Origin of the sequence: Thermobaculum terrenum ATCC BAA-798 (genome assembly GCF_000025005.1) — a bacterium.
Classification (GTDB): domain Bacteria; phylum Chloroflexota; class Chloroflexia; order Thermobaculales; family Thermobaculaceae; genus Thermobaculum; species Thermobaculum terrenum.
Map to the genome: position 1 here is coordinate 150,034 of NC_013526.1, position 19,386 is coordinate 169,419.

Below are 19,386 nucleotides of genomic sequence, written 5' to 3' on the forward strand. Positions count from 1 at the left end.
TCCTGACCTCCTTAAGCCTCAGTGGAGTAGCCCCTGAACAGGTAGATGTTCAGGAGAGAGAGTATCAGCAGGATGACCACCATCGAGTAGGCTATCGCGCTGGCATAGCCCACGTTGAAGTAGACGAAGCCCTGGTTGTACAGGTACAGCGTGATCGTGAGGGAAGCATCGGACGGGCCGCCGTTGGTGAGCAGCAGCGGCTGCGCGAACAGGTTGTACGAGCCCACGATCGCCTGTATCACCACGAAGAGCGTCACCGGCCGGAGCAGCGGCAGGGTTATGTGCCAGAACGCCTGCCACTTGTTGGCGCCGTCGGTGTAGGCGGCCTCGTACAGCTCGCGGCTGATGCCCGTGAGCCCCGCTATCCAGTAGAGCATGTTGATCCCGAGGTAGGTCCAGATCGCCATGATGATGAACGAGGGCATCACGAACTTGGGATCGGTCAGCCACCCGTAGGGCCCCAGCCCGAACCACCGCAGCAGGGCGTTCAGCAGGCCGTACTGCTGGTCGAGCACCCTGGCGAAGATGATCGCGATCACGACGGCGGAGGTGATCACCGGGAAGAATAGCATTGCCTTGTAGAAGCTCTTGAGCTGTCCCGGCACTAAGCGGGAGTTCACCACCAGCGCCAGGATCAGCGCCAGAGGCGACAGGATGAAGACGCTGCCCGCCGCGAAGTAGGTGGTGTTGATCACCGCCTTGATGTACCGCTCATCCTGGAACAGGTGGATGTAGTTGCCCAGGCCGAAGAAGGTCTTCTCCTCGAACCCGAAGCCCTTGAAGAAGCTCAGGTACAGCGAGTACACGATGGGGTACAGCCCGAACACCAGGAACAGGATCCAGAATGGGGCTATAAACAGGTAGGGCGCTATCTTCCGCTCGTTGCGCCTCCACCAGCTGGTGTGATAAGTCGTTGCAGCCATTATACCTTCACCTCCCTTGCCTAGGCAGTCTCGAACTCGATGATGTCGAGGGCCTCCTGCTGGGCGTTGTCCAGGGCCTGCTTAGGGGACATCCTCAGGTTCTGGAGCGCTGGAGTGATGCCCTTGCGGACGCACGCGTCGGTGGTCTCCGGCCAGAAAGGCGAGTTGTACCACTTGTTGATCTCTGGGGAGACCTCCTCTATGAGCTCACCCACCCGCTGGTTGTCGAAGAACTCTATCGGCTCGGTGAGCCTGGGGTCCTCAAAGGCTGGCCTCCAGGTGGGCCACACCTGCCGTTCCTCGAAGTCGAACATCACTGCCTCGGTGGTGGTGTGCTCCCAGATGACGAAGTCCAACGCCTCCTCGATGTAGGGCGATGTGCGCAGGACGCACACCCCAGTGCCGCCCCAAGTGGCGGTGCGGGACCCACCCTCAGTCCACCTGGGGAAGGGCTGCAGGTGCCACTTGCCCTTCGTGTTGGGCAGCGACTGCTGGACGAAGCCGCTGAAGTTCCAGGAGGGTCCTAGCAGGCTGGTGATGTCGCCGTTGAAGAGCGCGGTGTTGTAGGCGGGGCCCGATGGTCTGTAAGTGGTCCACCCGTCCTTAAGGGACTGCTGCCAGAACGAGAGCGTGTTCACCCCCTCCTTGGAGTTGAGTGTAGGCTGGCCGTCGGGTCCGAAGAACCCTCCACCCTGCTGCAGCGTGAGCATCCACCACTGGCCCCAGCCCGTGAACTCGACGTCGATGAGGTACTTCTTGGTGTCGCGGTGGAACTTCTTGCCGATCTCCACGAACTCCTCCCAGGTCTCGATCGGCGTCTTGATGCCGGCCTTCTCCCAGATATCCCACCGATAGCTCAGCAGGCAGGTGTTGAGCTCGTTGCCCAGGCCGTACACCTTGCCCTGCCAACTCCAAGGGTCCGTGGCTGAGGGCCTGTAGAACTTGTCAAGGGCTCCTATCTCCTGGAGCTTAGGCGTCATGTCGACGAAGATCACGTCGCCCTTGATGTATCGGGAGAACTGACTGATCTCGATGTCGGCTATGTCGGGGCCACCGGAGCCAGCCTGCGAGACGATCATGATCTTGTCGTGCATCTGGTTGTAGGGGAAAACTATGAAGTTGAGCTCGAAATCCGGCTTCTTCCTTTGCTTGTACAGCTCCCAGGCCTTGCGCTGCCAGGCGATGCGCGTCTCGGTGAAGGCCCAGAAGTTCAGCGTAGGTTTGGCGCCCCTGTTGTAGGCCGGGGCGCATCCTCCGAGGAAGGCCGTGCCCGCTGCCGCGGCGGCCGTCTTCTTGAGGAACTCCCGCCTCGTCATCTGCTGCATGTTCTCCTCCTGCATCTTGTATAGGTATCCAAAGCAGATTGTGTACTAAATGTTTGCTATAGAATATATGCACTCTCGCGGTTTTTCAAGAGTCTTTTGCGGCGGTTATACTGAGATGTCGCGATCGTGCGCTGAGGAGTGGGCATGCGATTAGGCTTTGCAGTCAAGGTGCTGGGCAGGCCGGGACTGAAGAGCGACGACTCCCGCAGGTGGATGAACTCCCCCCACCTGCGGGTGAGCCTGGGTTACCTGGAGGCCATATTCGACTACCTGCAGGAGCGGCGCATCTGCATGTACCGCATATCCTCCAACATAGCCCCGTACATCACCCACCCGGAGATGCCTCAGTTCCACCACCAGATAGAGGAGTGCGCCGAGGAGATTGAGAAGTTGGGGCGCAAGGCTCGGGCGCTCAACCTGCGGCTGTCGATGCACCCTTCGCAGTACATCGTGCTCAACTCGCCGCGGGAGGAGGTGCACCTAGCGGCGGTGATGGCACTCGAGTACCACGCGCGCTTCCTGGATGCCATGGGGCTTGGCCCTGAGGCAGTGGTAGTGATCCACGGAGGCGGGGCCTACGGGGATAAGAGGGCAGCAATGGACCGCTTTGTGCGGCGCTACTTGGAGCTGCCGGAAAGGGTGAGGAGACGACTGGTGGTGGAGAACGACGAGAAGGTCTTCTCGGTGAGCGACGTGTTGTGGTTGCACGAGAGGACGGGAGCGCCCGTGGTGTTCGATCACCTGCACCACCGCGTGCACGATCCCGATGGCTGGCAGACCCGCGAAGCCGTGGCAGCCTGCCTGGCCACCTGGCCCCAGGGGGTGGTGCCGAAGGTCCACTTCAGCAGCCCGCGCACGGAGCCCAGGAGCACGGAGCGCGGGGAGAGCGATCCATTGCCCTGGCAGCACGGCGATTGGATAGACGCGTGGGAGTTCGCCGGGTTCTTGAGGGAGTGCGAGGGGTTGGCCTTCGATGTGATGCTGGAGGCCAAGAAGAAGGACTTGGCGCTGCTGAGGCTGAGGGAGGAGCTGAGAGGCATGGGGATGGATGTCGATTGCTGTGATGCGGAGCGGGGATAATGGCTCTCAGCCCCTCCCTCAGGGGAGGTTAGGCGCGCTTCTGCTGCTCGCTCAGCAGCTTGTGGAAGATGCCGAACAGCAGGAAGGTGGGTGGCCACTGGCCGACGAACACCGCCCAATCCTTCCGCCCCGTCAGCTGCAGGGTGGCCGAGGCTATGATCGAGGCCAGTGCTGCCCAGTACCACACCTGTCCTGGGACCTGGTCGGTTACCCTGAAGTACTCTTCGGTTACCTGGGTGTTGCTCATGATAGCTCCTCCATGTGAGATCAACTTGCTGCGACGTTGGTCGCAGTGTCCCTGTGTTCGCAAGAGGTGTGCCAAGGTTTTGAAAAGGGTATGCATAGGTTGTGCAGACTATGCCCCCTTGAGCCTCTCGGAGGCGTCGACCCTGCTGAGCTCCTCGCGGATGAGGTCGGCGGCCTGCACGGCGTCCATGACGATCCTAGAGGGCTGCACTAGATCTGCCAGGGAAGGATCGGAGACGAAAGCGTAGCCGCCATAGAGCAGCCTGGGACCAAGCAATCTCCGGAGGTGCCCCGTCTGTTCGATGAGCCTTGTGGCCAGCGTGTTGGAGGAGGCGGAGAGGCACACGAAGCGGGCGCCCGTATGCTGTATCATGTCGTCGAGGTCCTTGATGGGCACGTCCGCCCCCAGATGCACCACGCGCACGCCGCGGCGCATGAGCAGCATCGCCAGCATCAGGAGGCCGATCTCGTGCTGCTCACCGGGCGCGCAGGCGGTGATCACAGGTCCCAGCGTGCCTGTGAGGGCGTACATGCTCAGCAGCATCATGAGCTTCATCTGGATGAACTGGCTGCAGAAGTGCTCCACCGAGACGCTGATCTTCTGGTGCTCCCAGCTCTCGCCTATCCTGTACAGCACGGGCTGGAGCACCCTGAGGCAGGTGGCCTCCACGCCGAACATCGTCAGGGTGCTGGAGATGATCCGGTCCGCCTCCCAGGTGTCCAGGCGCACCAGGCTGTCGTAGAGGGCGTCGGCCACGTCCTGCAGCCTGCCCTCGCTCTCGGCCATGGGGGCAGTGGCGCTGGCCAGGGCCTCCTTGACGATCTCCGTGATGCGGGACAGGGGCACGCCAGCCTCCGACTGCTCCTTCAACCACAGGATGCAGAGGATGTCCCGCTCGGAGTACAGCCGCCTGCCATCCGCCGACCTGTAGGGGCGCGGCACGCCGTACCTCCTCTCCCATGAGCGGATAGTGCCTTGAGGGACCCCGGTGCGCTCAGACACCGTAGATATGCTGTACAGCGGTACATCCGAGCTCGTGCGGAGTTGTTGCGAGAAAGCTATCACAACGCAATCGTATATGGATTGGTTCGTGCTGTCAAATGTCTCGGCCTAGGGCAGCCGCACCTCGCAGCCCACGGCCGTGTCCCCCGGGTCAAACACACCATAGCAAATATCGTACCCCGGACCGCCGTTCACGTAGTCGGCGCCGCTCCCGGCCAGGATGATGTCGTCCCCATCGCTCCCGCTGATGAAGTCGTTGCCCGCCCCGGCCACGATGCAGTCGTCGTCGATGCCGGCGAAGATGTAATCCGGGCCGCTGGACCCCAGGATGAGGGTGGGGACGTGGGGCGAGAAGCCAAAGCCATTGACTACCAGGAGGTTGGTCAGGTTGAGGGACGCGCACTGGGAGGGCTTGAGGGCGTTGGGGCCGATGGAGGAGGTGGATGTGCTCAGGCCGCTGGGGGGCACGCTGTTGCCCGTGGCCAGGGCGGCCATCGAGAGCGCCGCGAGGAGCATAAGCAGCGTCGCCAGGCGTCCGGTCAGCTTGCGCGTCATCGCCCCTCCGCGGCGTACAGATAGGTCTGGCCGTCGACCATCACGTAGTAGTAGTGGTGGTCTCCCTGCCGAGCGTGGAGGAGCCTGGCGCTCGGGGCGCTAGCCAGCAGTGCCTCCAGGCTGCCCAGGTCGCGCAGGGGCACGATCCCCTCTGCCCTGGGGGGCTCCAGCACGTCCACCAGCGCGTGCCCCCAGCGCGAGGCTATCACGGCGTGCTCCCCCTGCTCCAGCAGCCGGCGCGACCAGCCCTGGAGGGCGATCAGCCCAAGGATAGAGCCTAGCAGGAGCAGCGTCGCCAGCCACCTGGCGGCGATCACCGGCAGGCGCAACGGCCCCAGCGAGAGGTAGTTGGTCTCCAGGGCGGGCACCCGCAGAATCGCCTGCACCGACTTGCCCGTGGCCTCGCCCTCCGTGGGCTGCAACAGCTGCAGGCGGAGCGAGTCCATCTGGAAAGCCATGGCGGGGGCGAATTGGGCCCTGAACTGTTGCCCGTCGAGCGTACCCTCCGTGGCTATCTGGGCCAGGATCGTCAGGGTGTACTGCTCACTCTGCACCCCGGTCAGCCGCTGGGCCTCAGCCAGCAGCTGCTGGACGCGGCGCAGGTCGAGCTGGAAGCTCCTCTCAAAGCCGTCTCCTCGGAAGGGAGTAGATGGCACTAGCTCGATGCTCCTCCTCCACCCACTATCGTCGCCGACTTGGGCTAGCACTTTGTAGCTGCCCCCTACTTCGTGGGGCTGAGGGGAGGAGAAGCGGTAGGCCAGCCGCAGCTGCAGGGTATCCACCAGCCTGCGGAAGACGGGCTGCCCTGTGGTGATCACCCCGCCATCGTACACCAATGGGTTCGCCCGGGCGGTGTAACCGAACCTGCCGGCCTGGGTGTAGGGCACCTCCTGGACCGCCTCGATGCGCGTGGGGCGCGTGAAGGCGAGGGCGCCAAGCAGGAGGGAGAGGGCAGCGGCCACCAGCAGCCCGCTGCCGACCGTGGGCATCGCCCTGGTCGCCGTGGAGGCGGATCGCCTCGCGCCGAGCGCTGCCGGTCCCAGCGACACCGCTCCTATCACCATGGCCAGGATCGCGAATTCGAGGGGAGAGCGCATGTTGCCTATTAGACCTCCGATCTTGGGTATCTTCAGCCAGTAACTGCCGATCACCTCCGCGGGCGTGGGCCTGTAGCCGTCCGTCCAGGAGTTGTGGTCTCCTTTAAATATCAGGCGGTCGCCCGCAGTGCCGACCACGCGATGGATGACCGTCCCGACGTCCGGGTAGCGGTAGGCGGCGATCTGCCCAGGGGAGTAGCTCTCGGCGCGGCGCACGAGCACGAGGTCCCCCCTGTGCAGGGTGGGGTACATGCTGTTGCCGTTGACGATGACGTAGGCGGTCCTGCCCCCCAGCTGCACCGGGAGCAGCCACCAAGCGAGAACCACCAACAGCAGAAGCTGCCAGGGGAGCAGGACCTTCCTCAAAACCGGGCCTCCGGACTACTGAGCGGCCACGACCCGGAGCTGATCCGCTGCCTGCACCGTGGCCTGTGGGGCGGTGGTGTTGCAGCTGTAAGCGTACGGTGAGTTGGTCGAGTTCGTGGTGCAGGTGTACCAGGTGTTGCTGCTGCTCACGAGCTTGATCTTCACGACGTTCGGCTTGAGCACGCTGGGAGCGGCGCTCAGGTTGAACGTGACGGCGTTGATCTTGGTGGGATCGTTGCTGTCCAGCGTGTAGCTGATGTTGCTGACGGTGTAGCCCGTGATGTTGCCCGAGCCGTCGCCGGCGCCCGAGTCGGGCACGGTGTTGGCCGCCGCGAAGCCGTAAGCGGCCACGCCGAGCAGCACCAGCACGAGGGAGAGGGTCACCAGCCGCAGGTTGAAGATTTGTATCATGAACGCGAATCCTCCTTGTATTTTATTGCATTAATTAAGAAATCTCTCTGCGTCTATGAGATTTGTCATGGCATATTATACGGTCAACGCACCCGGATTGCAATACCGCAAGGCAAAAACCCCGTCTGTAACTTGTATTTGACATAAGCGACTGAGGGTCGGGCGCGGGCCCAGCCGCTTAGCCTTCGGGCGGTGCGTCGTTTATACTGTTAGGAGAGCAAAATTTAAGAAGGAGTACGCTTATGGCTCTGTACTTTGTAGAGCACAGACACTCGCCAGATACCTGCCCCGCGAGGGACCCGAGGATGGGCGCCATGCTCCTGCAGCACCTCTCTCCTGCCAACGCTGAGCAGCACGGCGTCAAGATCCAGGGCGAGGCCGTGCTGGACGGCCAGCACACCCTGGTGATGATCGTGGAGGCGCAGGACGCCGAGGCCGTCAAGCGATTCATGCAGCCCTTCGAGCAGGCAGGCAGCGTGGAAGTCACAGCCGCCAACCACTGCGAGACCGTCGTCGAGCGTGGCGGCTGCTAGGAGTCGGGCTTTGACGGATAACACTCTGACCACGCAGCAGATGGCGGCGCCCGAGGTGGAGGCTCCCGAGACCATCGAGGGCTATTGGGTGCTCCACGACTTCCGCCGGATCGACTGGCCGCGCTGGCGCTCGCTGCCGGAGGCCGCCAGGTCGCGACTCCTGGAGGAGCTGCTGGGCTTTCTCGGGGAGTGCGCCTCGGTGGAGGGGGTCGAGCGCGGGGGCTCGAGCAGGGCCTACAGGGTGATCACCCAGAAGGCGGACCTCGCGGTCATCCACTTTCGGCCGGATCCCGCGCAGCTGTTCGACCTGCAGGCGGGGCTCTGGAGGTGCGGCATCGCCGACTTCCTGTTGCCTGCCTACTCCTACTTCTCGGTCATCGAGCTCAGCCTGTACAGGGGGCCCTCCTCCCGTCCGGAGGTGATGGAGCGGCGGCTATACCCGCGTATCCCCGACAGGCGCTACATGTGCTTCTACCCCATGAACAAGCGCAGGGGGGAGCGGTACAATTGGTACGATCTACCGGCGTCCGAGAGGCGCGAGATGATGAAGGGGCACGGCAGAGTGGGTCACAAGTACGCTGAGCAGGTGACTCAGATCATTACTGGCTCTCAAGGCCTGGACGATTGGGAGTGGGGGGTGACGCTCTTTGCGGACCACCCCATACACTTCAAGAAGCTGGTGTACGAGATGCGCTTTGACCCCGCCAGCTCCAGGTACGCCGAGTTCGGGCCGTTCTACATCGGGATGACGGCGTCCCCGCAGGACATCACTGCTCTGCTGCTGGGGAGCTAGCGTTGTCGCGGCCTGGCCAACAGCTCTCGCCGTGCCTGATACCCGTGCCCGAGGAGGTACGCGGAGAGAAGGTGCTGCTGCGCCCCTACCGCGAGGAGGACGCGCCGGCGCTCTGGGAGGCGATAGAGGAGTCCCGCCGGGACCTGGAGCCTTGGCTGCCTTGGGTGAGGAGCTACGATCGCCCGGATGTGGCCCTCGAGTTCGTGATACGGCATAAGGCCCGGTGGCTCCTGCGGGAGGACCTCACCATGGGGATCTTCGACCCCTCCACCGGGCGCCTGCTGGGCGGCACCGGTCTCCACCGCATAGACTGGACCACCCGCAAGTTCGAGATAGGCTACTGGCTGCGATCGAGTGCGCAGGGCAAGGGGTACGTGACCGACGCGGTGCGCGCGCTCACCCGCACCGCCTTCGACCTGTTCGACGCCGCTCGCGTGGAGATCCGGATGGACGCCAGGAACGAGCGCAGCCGGCGCGTGCCCGAGCGGCTCGGGTTCACCCACGAGGCCACTCTCAGGCGCAACATGCGGGACGGCGACGGCCACCTCAGGGACACGCACGTGTACGCGCTCATCCGCGAGGAGTACGAGCGCCTCCCCTGGAGGGGATCCTCCGCTGGTACGCTTCCTGCTACCTCCTGACTCGTGACCGACGCCAGCTTCTACCCTCCGATAGAGGACTACGGGATCATCGGCGACATGCACACCGCCGCGCTGGTGAGCAGCCGCGGCTCCGTAGATTGGCTGTGCGTGCCTGCCTTTGACTCCCCTGCCCTCTTCTGCCGCCTTCTGGACTGGGAGAAGGGGGGATTCTGGCAGGTATCGCCGGTCGGGAAGTACAGGGTCAGGCGCCGGTACCTGGAGGACACCAACATCCTGGAGACGGTGTTCACCTGCGACGCGGGCCGGGTCAGGATGCTGGACTGCCTGGTGGTCATCCCGGAGCTGCGCGGGACCGGCCACAGGGTGATGGTGCGCCTGCTGGAGGGTATCGAGGGCGCTCCCGAGATGGAGAGCACGTGCCGCCCTACCCCCAACTACGCGCTGGCTGGGGTGTCGGCACGCATCGACGGGTGCAGGCTGACCTGGGATCGGTGCTTCTTGGACTCACCGTTCGAGTGGTCCGCGGGGGAGGGGATCTTCCGCAGCCGCGGCAGGGTGCGCAAGGGCGAGTCCCGGGCCTTCGTGTTGGCCTGCATGGGCGAGGAGTCCCAGCACCTGCGGCTGCCGGAGCCGAGCGCCATGCTGCGCGCCACGGAGGAGTTCTGGCGCCGGTGGGCGGGGGCCTGCACCTACGACGGGCCCTACCGGGAGCAGGTGGTGAGGAGCGCCCTGGCCCTCAAGCTGCTGATCTACGAGCCCACCGGTGCCATCGTAGCTGCGCCCACCACGTCCCTGCCCGAGGAGATAGGGGGTGAGCGCAACTGGGACTACAGGTTCGCCTGGATCAGGGACGCCTCCCTCACGCTGTACGCCCTGCTGATGGCCGGCTACAAGGATGAGGACGATGCCTTCTTCGGATGGATCACGAGGACCGTCCAGATAGAGCACGAGGGCATGCGGGTGCTTTACCCCATAACGCCCGAGGGGGACACCACCGAGCGGGTGCTGGAGCACCTCCAGGGCTACCGTGGTTCCCGCCCCGTCCGGGTGGGCAACGCCGCCTCCGACCAGCTGCAGCTGGACATGTACGGCGAGGTGTTGGACGCCCTGTACTTCGCGGTGCACGCGGGGGATTACGACCCGAGGGGCGTGTGGGACCACTTCGTGCCCATAGTCGACTGGGTGGCCGAGCACTGGCCGGAGCCCGGCAACGGCATCTGGGAGGTGCGGGGCGGCAGGAGGCATTTCGTGTACAGCAAGGCGATGTGCTGGGTGGCACTCGACCGCGCGATCAAGCTGTGCGAGGAGCTGGGCCTGCGTGGTGATCTCGAGCGCTGGCGGCGGGAGCGGGAGGCGATCAGGTCGCAGGTGCTCCAGAGGGGCTGGAGCGAGAGGCTGGGGGCGTTCAAGCAGTCCTACGAGGACGAGCGCCTGGACGCCTCCAACCTGCTGCTGTCGAGCATGGGCTTCATAGCCGGCGACGACCCGAGGATGGTCTCCACGATCGACGCTACCCTGGACCAGCTGGTGGTGGATGGCCTCTGCTACAGGTACCTCGACGCCCCTGAGGGCGTGTCGGGCAACGAGGGGGCCTTCGTGCTGTGCACCTTCTGGCTGATCAACGCCCTGGCGCTCGCTGGGCGGCACGATGAGGCTCGGGAGATGTTCGAGCGCATGCTTCGGAGGGCTAGCCCCCTGGGGCTGTACGCCGAGGAGATAGACCCCTCCACCGGGCACCACCTGGGCAACTACCCCCAGGCCTTCTCCCACATCGGGGTGATAGCCTCAGCAGTCACCCTGGCGCGCGGGCGGGGCTTCAGCTCCGACTAGCGCCACCGATGCTCAACGCCTATGGCACGCTAGTTGCTATAGATATCCAGGTCCCTGCAAAGGACCCAAAGTAGATATGCAAAGTAGAGAAAGGAGATTCGAAATGGACGACAGACTCGAGGGCAAGGGCAAGGAGCTATCTGGCAAGGTGAAGGAGGCCGCTGGCGACCTCACGGACAACGAGAGGCTCCAGGCCGAGGGCGAGAAGGAGCAGGCCGAGGGGAAGATTCAGCAGGCCGTGGGTGACGTCAAGGACAAGGTGGCCGACTTTCTGGATAGGGATAAGAAGTAGGTTCATCCTCCTGCACTCGGGGCTCGGGTAACTCCCGAGCCCCCAAGCTTTTTATCCCCTCAACAACCTGACCGGCCCGAACAGCCCTGAGACCCGCTGTCGGGGGAACACGTAGTGTGTGGGGCTGAATTCATCGAGATACGGCGCCAGCGTGTTGTACACCGTGATCTCCAGGGTGTTGTCCCCCTCGACCAGCGCGTCGCCCAGCTCGTACCGGTAGGGAGACCACACGCGCGCTCCGATCACAGCCCCGTTCAGCTTCACCTCCGCCGTGCCCCTCACGCGGCCGAGGTCCAGCAGCACGCGCCCCAGCTGGCCGCCGTAGCTGAAGGTCTGCCTGTAGGTGACGCCACCGCTCCAGCCCACCAGCCCCTCCGATTCCCAGTCGCCCAGCCTCATCCTGCCGGGGCCCTCCACGAAGGTGATGGGGCCGTCTAGGATCGCCCCGCCGTTGTGCCCCTGCTCGGTCACCACTCTGACGGCGCACCATCGCCCCACCGCCTCGGGCCGGGGTAGCTCCACCTCCAACAGGGTGCTGCCGCCCTCTCCCTGGTGGGCTGGCTGGACCTCCTGGCCGTCCACGAACACCCTGGCATCGCCGTGCAGGCTGAGACGCATGCTCCTGGCGCCCGGCGGCAGCGGGAACCTCAGCCACTCCACCCTGCCCCCGCTGCCTGGGAGCCCGGGGGGCAGGTCCTCGACGTCGTCCCCTGGTATCCTGTTCTCTAGCCAGGAAGAGTGCTTCAATGGGTGTGGGCGTCGCCACAGGTGAGTCCATCCAGGATCCCCCCACTGAGTGCGTCGCAGCACCACCTGTGCAGGTATCCCGTCTCTTGTGGCCAGCCAAGAGGTATCTGACAACACCTCTACCCTCTCTCCTCCGCCCTCTATTAAGCCGTCCACGAGCAGCACACCCCGGGAACGCAGGTCGATCACCACTATCTCGATCTGGTTCTCCCCCGGGCGCAGCCAGCGGCGGAGGTCGTAGGGACGGATGCGCGCGCTGTCGGACTCGAAGTAGGGGTCAAAGCCCCCGTGCCTGCCCACCTCGTGGCCGTTGACTCGCACCCTGCATGGGTCCACGCTGGCCACCTGCAGGACGGCCCTCTCGATCCGGTCGGGGGCGTGCACCGCCTTGCTGAACACTATGAGGGAGTCCTTCTGCACTTCCCCTTCCAGGCGCATCCACTCCGGCCGCCTGTAGCGCTGTGGGTCTCGCACGCAGGCGAAGTGCGCCCGCAGCCGCACGTCCTCCTCGGCCTCGAGCCTTATCTCCAGCAGGTTGTCCCCCTCCCTGAGGTGTACCGCTCCGAAGGCTAGGTAGCCTGGGTCCTCCATGTGCACCTCCTCGCCGTTGAGCCAGGCCCTCTTGGCGGCGGCGGCTCCCACGGCAAGGTAGGTGCGCAGGGCGCTCCGGGCTCGGAGGACGGTGCGCAGCTGCACCGCCTGGCCCGCGCGCACGCTCCCGAAGTCCAGGAACTCCTCCGGCACGTGCCCCTTGGGCCCGAGCGTCGGCACGTGCACGGGGTCCTTGTGGATGCCCCTGGAGAGCGAGTACTCGGCCTCCCGCCAAAGCCCATCGTCCCCGGAGCCTGGTGAGGGCAGGTCTTCCGGGTTCGAGGGGCCCGTCCACAGCACCCGGGGGCCGAAGCTGGCGTGGACCTCCCGCCAACCATCCGTTGGGACCTCGCGGGCCTGCCATCTGAGCTCCAGGCCATCCTCGCCCGGTGCCTCCGCCCTGTGCAGCAGGCTCCACCTCTGCAGGGGTACCTCCTTGCCCGGGGGCATGTCGAAGTCTCCCCAGCGGTTGTCCAAGGTGCGCACGAGCTCCACCTCCCAAGTGTCGCCCAGCTCCAGCAGCTCCGCCTCGGTGCCTCCTGCCTCGGGGAGTGCTGGGTCCTCCTCTCCCCACACCAGGAGCATCGCCGGGCTGCCTGCGAAGCGTAGCCTCGCCCAGCACCCTCCGTCCGACTCCCAGGTCTCCACCTCCCTGCGCTCCCCGGAGTACGGGTCCCATGCCTGGGCGCGGCCGGAGGCGCCCCTTACCCACACCTCCATCTCACGGGCGTACCTAGCGGAGTCGAAGGTGTAGTCCACCTGCAGCCACGACCACCCGTCTTCGTCCTCCTCGCTCCTCATCCTCGTGGCCCTGGGCCATGCTGCGGGCACGTACACCACCGTCTTGTCCTGGTAGCGGCGGACCAGAGTGGCCACAGGGGCCTTCACTAGGGGCTGTCCTTCCATCAGCAGCCTCTCGAGCTCCTCTGGCCCGCTCGCCCGCACGCACGCCTCGCCCAGCCGGCGCACGACCGCATCTTCGTCCTCCATGCCCGCGCCCAGCGACGGAGGCCTGCCCAGGGCTATGAGCTCCCCGCCACCCTCGACGAACTCCAGCAGCTTCCTGGCCACGGGCTCGGGCAGGGACGTGCAGTTGGGCAGCACCAGCCTGGAGTAGGACTCGTTGCCTATCCGGAGCCTGCCTTCCCGGACCTCGCCCCTTGCTATCGATTCCTCGTCCAGCACATCGTAGTCCAGGCACATCCTGTCGAATAGGCCAGGCTCCATCTTGTACCAGTGCTTCTTCCCCACGAGCTGGAGGTACAGGTCGTGGGCCACCTCCCCATCCTCCAGCGCTCCCCCCAGGCCGAGGTTGGCCTGCACGGTGGATGCCGGGAACAGCAACCCCACGTCGCAGACGTGGTCCCCCATCGAGAGCACCGCGCACAGGCGGGCCACCGCTTCCGCGAAGCCCTTGTAATGCCGCCAGTAGGGCTGGCGCCAGTCGGTGGCCGGCGGCGCCCACTCCCACCAGCCGCCGTGGGTGCTGTAGTACACCGCGTGGGGGTCGTAGAGGGTAGCGCCGTCCCTGATCCAGTTCAGGAGCCAGTCGAAGGTCTCCTCCAGCGTGCCGCCCCAGCCCGAGCTGTGGAAGGCCTCCAACCACACCCTGGGACGCCCGTAAAGGTGCGCCAGGGAGGAGTGGATCTTGGTCTCGCCGTGGTGGTCGCTCCCCGGAGCTCCGTACCACCTGTGGGTGCGTTGGTAGTCCGCGTAGAGGGACATGCTCTGCAGGGGGTATCCTGCCCGGGCGGGGTGCTGCTGATCGAAGCCGCAGATGAGCCCGCGCGACTCGTGCCACTCGAACAGCGGGCGGAAAAATGCCCGCTCAGCGAGCTCCGCCCGGGTGAGGTGGTAGTCGCGGCGCACCTTCTTGGCTTCCTCCCCGTAGTCCTCCCACAGCGCAGCCAGCCTGGGCACCAGGTCGTAGCCCCTGGCTTGCCTGAAAAGCCCGGGGAAATCCTCGGACCAGGTGGGCATCGACGGCAGCTCGTCCTGGAAGGAGCCGACTATGACGCTGCCGAAGAACTCGCCGAGCCGCCTCTCGAACTCGCCGTGCACGGTGTCCAGCAGCCTGCTGCAGGCCTCGGGGTTGAAGTAGTCGAAGCCCCTCTCCACGGAGTAGAAGAGCATCACCCTGTGGCGGGAGTTGCCCCTCCAGCGCAGGCGCCTGCCCTCGAGCTCCAGGGGCTGCGGTGGTCCCACCGGGCGCCCGCTGTCGTCTATGGGGATGGCTGCGGCCCCGACCGGCGTGCCCCCACCAGGCACCACCAGCTCGGCCTCGTCCTCCGCCTCCACCTGGAGCCTCTCGAGGGATCTCCCCGCGTAGCCGGGGTTGGCCTTGACGATCTCCCCCTGGACGTTGGCCCCTGAGAACCCCAGCTGGTCGTAGAACCAGAGGTAGATTTCGAGCTCCTTGGCGTCCTCGCAGACGCCGCGGAATATCTCCCACCAGGCGTCCGAGAGGAAGGGCGGATCGTCGGCATCCGAGCCGTACATGGGGCTAGTGGGCGCCAGGTTGAGCACCACCAGGTTGTGTACCCCGCCCTCGGCGAACCTCTCAAGCTGCCACCGCAGCCTCTCCCGCTCCAGCCTGTCGCCGCTCCACCACCAGATGGGGACCGGCGAGAAGGCTTTCGGCGGTCTCTCGAACCTCTCTCTCAGCAACGACATCCTCTTCTCCTCTTATATCTATCCTATTGAGACGAACTCCAGACCGAGCAACCTGCCCACCTTCCTGAGGGCGCTCAACCTGTGTCCCACCCCCAGCGCGCAGTGGTGAGTGGGTCCCTGCTCGCACCAGGCATTCATGAACTTGGCTGGGGGCAGCCCGAACCGCAGGCGGCTGTTCGTGTTGCCGATCTGCAGGATGGGGCCCGGGATGGACTCTCCCTCGGCCGCCAGCAGCTTGAGCCGCCCGTGGCGGGTCTGGGTGACCCCGAAGATCGTTATCGGGCCTGTGCGCACGTTGAACTCCACCGACACACCGAAGCCTGCTTTCCCATGGTAGAGAGGTAGCTCCCTCAGGATGGGTTTGCGGTCGCTGATGGAGATGTGCCCTGGGCCGTCGTGCCCCATCAGGATGAAGTTCTCCTTGAAGTCCATGGCGTAGAACTCCGTGTAGGAGCCCCCAGCGCCGAGGGTGTCCATCACCTTCATCGCCACGGCGTTCTTGAGGTCCCCCTCTCCGGATGCCGGCACGCCGTTGGCCGTGAGAATGGAGTTGCCCAGGATCATGCCCGCGCCGATCCTCTCGTAGAGGTCACCCCTCGTGCCCCTGTAGTAGTAGGCCAGGGCATCCAGGTCGAAGTCCTCCACCAGCTTCTCCAGCCCCACCGCCACCTTGGCGGCCCATTCCAGGTTCTCGCTGGTCACGCTCCTGTCGAGCTCGAAGATCTCGCGCGCCTCCTCTATCTTGCGCCGGACCTCCTCAGGCGTGGCGTCCAACACCCGGTCCTTGAGGTCGTCCATCTCGAGCACCTCGACGTGCGCTCCCAGCTGGGCGTGGATCATCGTGAAGTCGGAGTACATGTCCAGCATGCCGGGATAGGTATGTCCCAGGAATCCGAAGCGCGCCCCTCTGAGATTGGCCACGGCCATGGCCGCCTCGCACCACTCCTGGATCTCCCGCCAGGCCTCCTCGTCATCAAAGAGCATGCCGGAAACCACGTTGAAGTCTATCCCGGAGCGCTCGAAGGCGCATGAGATCTCGGGCACGCAGCAGGCAGAGCAGTTGGCTAGCCACTCACCGGTATCGGTGTGCTCGTAGTCCAGTGCAGCCGACGGCTGCAGGTTGAGCACCACCACCGGCACGCGCCGCTCCTGCACGATCGGCAGCACCTGCGAGCTGGTGGCGTAGGTGGCGGTATAGCACACCAGCAGGTCGACCATCTCTCGTGAGAAGAGCCTGCCGGCCTCGTAAGCCGCCGGGGCCGTGTCCACCAGCCCGGCCGACACGACATCCGCCCACTTGGAGATCTCCGACTCCACGTGCCGCTGATAGCCCTCCAGCCTCTCGCGGAGCCCGGGGAACTGCGGCCAGTAGGCCGCAAGCCCCACCCCGAACACTCCGACCTTCGCCCTTCTTGGTTCGCGTCTCTCCATGATCTCCTCCTTGTCAGCTACTGCGGTGCTATATCTCTCACCCGTTCTTCGACCTCCAGCTCGTAACCCTCCGGAGGCACGACCTCCAGCTCCACCTCCCGAGGCCTCTCCACGCGGAGCAGCAGCTTCTGCCCCGACCTCCTCCAGGAGACGTCCACCCTGTCCCCTCGGGGTAGTGGGACGCTGCCCCGGGCCCACGCTAGGTCGCACGGCTGCGGGGCCACGATCACCCTGCGCCACCCCGGCCCTCCGGGCCTGACCCCCAGCACGTACGCTCCCAGAAAGTAGCCCGGAGCCGCGGACCACGCATGGCAGTGGCTGCGGGTGTACCTTGCGCCCAGGGCTCCGGGGAACGTCTCCCAGCACGTGGTCGCCCCGTGCTCCAGCATTATGCCGTACTTGTGCCTGACATCCTCGAGCATCTGGGCGTACATCCCTTGACGCACCATGGCCTCGTAGAGGAAGAAGGACATGAACGGGCTGCCTATCTGCACCCAGCCGGCTGGAGGGGATGCGATGTAGCTCCGAACGACTTCCGCCCTGTCCCCCTCGGCGACGCCGGTCAGCAGCGCCACCACCTGCGTCTGCATGCTGAGGGTGTCGGACCTACGGCCGTCGGCGTGGATGCTGTCTATGTAGGCCCTATGCTGGGGGCACCACAGGTGGGCGTTGATCGCGGCCGCGAGCTCCCGGGCCCTCTCCGCGTACCTCCTCGCGGTCTCGTCCCCGGCGCTCCGCCCCAGCTCGTCGGCGTCCATGAGGGCGCGCACGAGGAAGCAGTTCTGGTGGGTGACCACGCCGCTGTTGGGCTGGTCTATGGGCGCCCAGTCCAGCAGGTTCCAGGCGGATATCTCCAGCAGCCCGTCGCCGTTGATGTGCTGCAGGTAATGGTCTAGGGTGTATTGGATATCTGGCCAGATGCCTTGGACGAAAGCCAGATCGCCCGTCCTCTCGTAGTACTCCCTGCAGGCCATCACCCACAGGAAGGTCCAGTTGGGTATGACGCTCACCCAGCCGCTGGGCACCTGGTCCATGTAGAGGGGGGTGTACCGCCTCGAGCCTGGCACCAGCCGGAGGCACCTCCTCACCAGCCCCTCGGCACCGAAGAGGTAGTAGGCTATGAGCGCCTCGTTGCGGCTGTCGCCCACCCAGAAGGTCTGCTCGTAGGCCGGGCAGTCCACGAACGTGTCCTCCATGCACAGCTTGGTCGTGAGCCTGCTGATCTCCCAGATGTCGTTCAGCAGCGGGTCCGAGCACCGGAAGGTGCCTGCCTGGGAGACCGGATAGGTGCTCTGCACCACGCCCACGCCGTGCACGCGCAGGGGAGCCCTGGCGTGCCTGACGGTCAGCATCAGGTAGCGTAGGCCGCGCCTCTGGGGTGAGACGTAGCGCTGCCTGCCCTCCCTGCAGGTGTAGCGCAGGGTGTTGTCCAGCCCTACCGTGTCCTGCCGGTAGTCGTCCTCCATGAACTCGAAGCCATAGAGGTCGATCACGGTGCCCTCCGAAGCCTCCACGTCCAGGAACAGGTAGCCGGATACCTCCTGCCCAAAGTCGAGCACTAGCTCGGTATCCCCCGCCCGCAGGATGGGCGCCACGCCCGGGTCCTGGCTGGGGACCACCATGGCCTCCACGTCCTTCCCCGTGCTCAGTCTCTCCCTCCGCCTTGGCCAGGTGCACAGCGTGAAGACGTCTGCCGGACTGACCAGCTCGGGTGGCACGGGACGCAGGAGGTGCGACCAAGCGTGCAGGTCTGCCGCCGAGGCGCAGCTGCTTATCCGTTGGACGGCGGCCTCGTCGTACTCCAGGGGCCGGCTGAAGTCGAAGTTGCGCACCACCCGTGAGCCCAGCGGACCGATCGCGACGAACGGCGACTCCCCACCCAGCGGGGGCACAAGCTCTAGCCCCAGGTCGGAGTCCAGCGCCAGTCGCAGGGGATCGGCATGGTCGCTGCCGCACACGTACACCAGCAGGAGGTTGTCCCCCGCCGAGAGCTCGAGGTGGAGCTCTCGGCCCGTGGGGGTGCGCGTCATCCGGTCCGCCCAGTACACCTGCCCGTTGACGCTGGCGGCGATGCCGTCGCCCAACCATGGCTTGGAGAGCAGGAGCCTGGCGGTGCCCTCGCCATCGGCCCTCAGGATCGTGGCCAAGAAGCCCGCGTACTGCACCTGCTCGGCGTGGTCGGCGCTATCGGGCATCATGATGGTGCGCATGTCCACGGCCACGGCCACCTGCGGCGGGACTACCGAGTGCAGGGAGACGACCCTCGTGGGGTGCAGCACCTCCTCCGTCAGGAACGGGATATCCCTGGGCACGAGCCGCTCCCAGGGCGGAGTGCCCGCGGGCCCCACGATCTTGGCGTCCTCCCAACCGGAGTCGTCGTACACCGGATCCGTCCACTCGCCGGGCCAGGCACGAGCGTCGAGTTGCTCGACGAACCCCTGCTGCGGGGATATGCGCGTGGTACGTCGGCTGTACCCCAGGTGCCTGTGCACCTTCCAGGAGCCGTCCGTTCCCAGGGTCGTGCGACCGTCGCCGGTGGAGAGCTCGAGCTGCGCCAGCAGCCCCCCTCTGCCCCGGACGTACGAGAAGGTCGAGACGCCGAAGTGCGTCACCAGTACCGCCAGGCAATTGCGGCCGGGGCGCAGCAGATGGTGCAGGTCGTAGGTGTCGTAGGACTGCTCGAAAGGCCAGGACCTCACCGGTCCCCGGCCGACCAGTTGGCCGTTGACGTACAGGACGTACCTCGAGTCCGCGGTTATGGAGAGCCTGGCCTCCTCAAGCCGCGAGGCATGTCGGTCGAGCTCGAAGCTCTTGCGAAAGCACACCCAGGCATTGCGAGGGCTGGGTTCCCCCTCGAGCCATATCCAGCTAGCTTGCCACTGCATACC

The 19,386-nt window shown here is 65.3% G+C and carries 16 protein-coding genes and 1 pseudogene; 7 read left to right on the forward strand and 10 right to left on the reverse strand.

Features of this window, described 5'->3' with window-relative positions:
* Positions 1-11 precede the first annotated feature (11 nt).
* Positions 12-923, reverse strand: a complete 912-nt coding sequence (locus TTER_RS10280) for a carbohydrate ABC transporter permease (RefSeq protein ID WP_012875959.1) — start codon at positions 921-923, stop codon at positions 12-14.
* A gap of 20 nt (positions 924-943) precedes the next feature.
* Positions 944-2,263 (reverse strand): ABC transporter substrate-binding protein, encoded by a 1,320-nt coding sequence (locus tag TTER_RS10285; protein ID WP_241215268.1) that lies wholly within the window; start codon positions 2,261-2,263, stop codon positions 944-946.
* Positions 2,264-2,392: 129 nt separating this feature from the next.
* Between TTER_RS10285 and uvsE the strand changes: the two genes are divergently transcribed.
* On the forward strand, positions 2,393-3,328 hold the full coding sequence (gene uvsE / locus TTER_RS10290) for a UV DNA damage repair endonuclease UvsE (RefSeq protein ID WP_012875961.1): 936 nt from the start codon (positions 2,393-2,395) through the stop codon (positions 3,326-3,328).
* A gap of 28 nt (positions 3,329-3,356) precedes the next feature.
* Here the strand turns inward: uvsE and TTER_RS10295 are convergent, their stop codons facing one another.
* The 5 genes from TTER_RS10295 to TTER_RS10315 all read right to left on the reverse strand — a co-directional run bounded on the left by TTER_RS10295 (position 3,357) and on the right by TTER_RS10315 (position 7,006).
* Entirely contained in the window at positions 3,357-3,575 is a 219-nt protein-coding gene (locus tag TTER_RS10295; RefSeq protein ID WP_012875962.1) for a hypothetical protein, read from the reverse strand.
* Between the two features lie 108 nt (positions 3,576-3,683).
* A complete protein-coding gene (locus TTER_RS10300; protein WP_012875963.1) occupies positions 3,684-4,640 on the reverse strand; it encodes a MerR family transcriptional regulator in 957 nt (318 codons plus the stop codon).
* 45 nt (positions 4,641-4,685) lie between these two features.
* Complete coding sequence (locus TTER_RS10305; RefSeq protein WP_012875964.1) at positions 4,686-5,132, reverse strand: calcium-binding protein; 447 nt, start codon at positions 5,130-5,132, stop codon at positions 4,686-4,688.
* A complete protein-coding gene (locus TTER_RS10310; RefSeq protein WP_012875965.1) occupies positions 5,129-6,595 on the reverse strand; it encodes a signal peptidase I in 1,467 nt (488 codons plus the stop codon). The genes TTER_RS10305 and TTER_RS10310 overlap by 4 nt, the downstream gene beginning before the upstream one ends.
* A gap of 15 nt (positions 6,596-6,610) precedes the next feature.
* On the reverse strand, positions 6,611-7,006 hold the full coding sequence (locus tag TTER_RS10315) for a hypothetical protein (RefSeq protein WP_012875966.1): 396 nt from the start codon (positions 7,004-7,006) through the stop codon (positions 6,611-6,613).
* A gap of 242 nt (positions 7,007-7,248) precedes the next feature.
* Here TTER_RS10315 and TTER_RS10320 point away from each other — a divergent pair, with 242 nt between their 5' ends.
* The 6 genes and pseudogenes from TTER_RS10320 to TTER_RS10340 all read left to right on the forward strand — a co-directional run bounded on the left by TTER_RS10320 (position 7,249) and on the right by TTER_RS10340 (position 11,056).
* A complete protein-coding gene (locus tag TTER_RS10320; RefSeq protein WP_012875967.1) occupies positions 7,249-7,539 on the forward strand; it encodes a DUF3303 domain-containing protein in 291 nt (96 codons plus the stop codon).
* Positions 7,540-7,549: 10 nt separating this feature from the next.
* Positions 7,550-8,332 (forward strand): hydrogen peroxide-dependent heme synthase, encoded by a 783-nt coding sequence (gene hemQ / locus TTER_RS10325; protein ID WP_338131994.1) that lies wholly within the window; start codon positions 7,550-7,552, stop codon positions 8,330-8,332.
* A 2-nt stretch (positions 8,333-8,334) separates the two neighbouring features.
* A complete protein-coding gene (locus TTER_RS10330) occupies positions 8,335-8,973 on the forward strand; it encodes a GNAT family N-acetyltransferase (protein WP_049823055.1) in 639 nt (212 codons plus the stop codon).
* Positions 8,974-9,030: 57 nt separating this feature from the next.
* Positions 9,031-9,321: pseudogene (locus tag TTER_RS16395) on the forward strand (trehalase-like domain-containing protein); the annotation flags it as partial.
* A 111-nt stretch (positions 9,322-9,432) separates the two neighbouring features.
* A complete protein-coding gene (locus TTER_RS10335; protein WP_169302680.1) occupies positions 9,433-10,764 on the forward strand; it encodes a glycoside hydrolase family 15 protein in 1,332 nt (443 codons plus the stop codon).
* Between the two features lie 103 nt (positions 10,765-10,867).
* Positions 10,868-11,056 (forward strand): CsbD family protein, encoded by a 189-nt coding sequence (locus TTER_RS10340; protein ID WP_012875971.1) that lies wholly within the window; start codon positions 10,868-10,870, stop codon positions 11,054-11,056.
* Positions 11,057-11,107: 51 nt separating this feature from the next.
* On the opposite strand, the gene TTER_RS10345 is transcribed toward TTER_RS10340, so the two are convergent.
* Genes TTER_RS10345 through TTER_RS10355 form a run of 3 tightly spaced genes read right to left on the reverse strand, consistent with a single transcriptional unit; the run spans position 11,108 to position 19,383 of the window.
* Positions 11,108-15,067, reverse strand: coding sequence for a glycosyl hydrolase family 2 protein (locus tag TTER_RS10345; RefSeq protein WP_012875972.1), 3,960 nt, complete (start codon positions 15,065-15,067; stop codon positions 11,108-11,110).
* An 18-nt stretch (positions 15,068-15,085) separates the two neighbouring features.
* Complete coding sequence (locus tag TTER_RS10350) at positions 15,086-16,498, reverse strand: L-fucose/L-arabinose isomerase family protein (RefSeq protein ID WP_012875973.1); 1,413 nt, start codon at positions 16,496-16,498, stop codon at positions 15,086-15,088.
* A 17-nt stretch (positions 16,499-16,515) separates the two neighbouring features.
* Entirely contained in the window at positions 16,516-19,383 is a 2,868-nt protein-coding gene (locus TTER_RS10355) for an alpha-L-rhamnosidase (protein WP_012875974.1), read from the reverse strand.
* Positions 19,384-19,386: the final 3 nt, after the last annotated feature.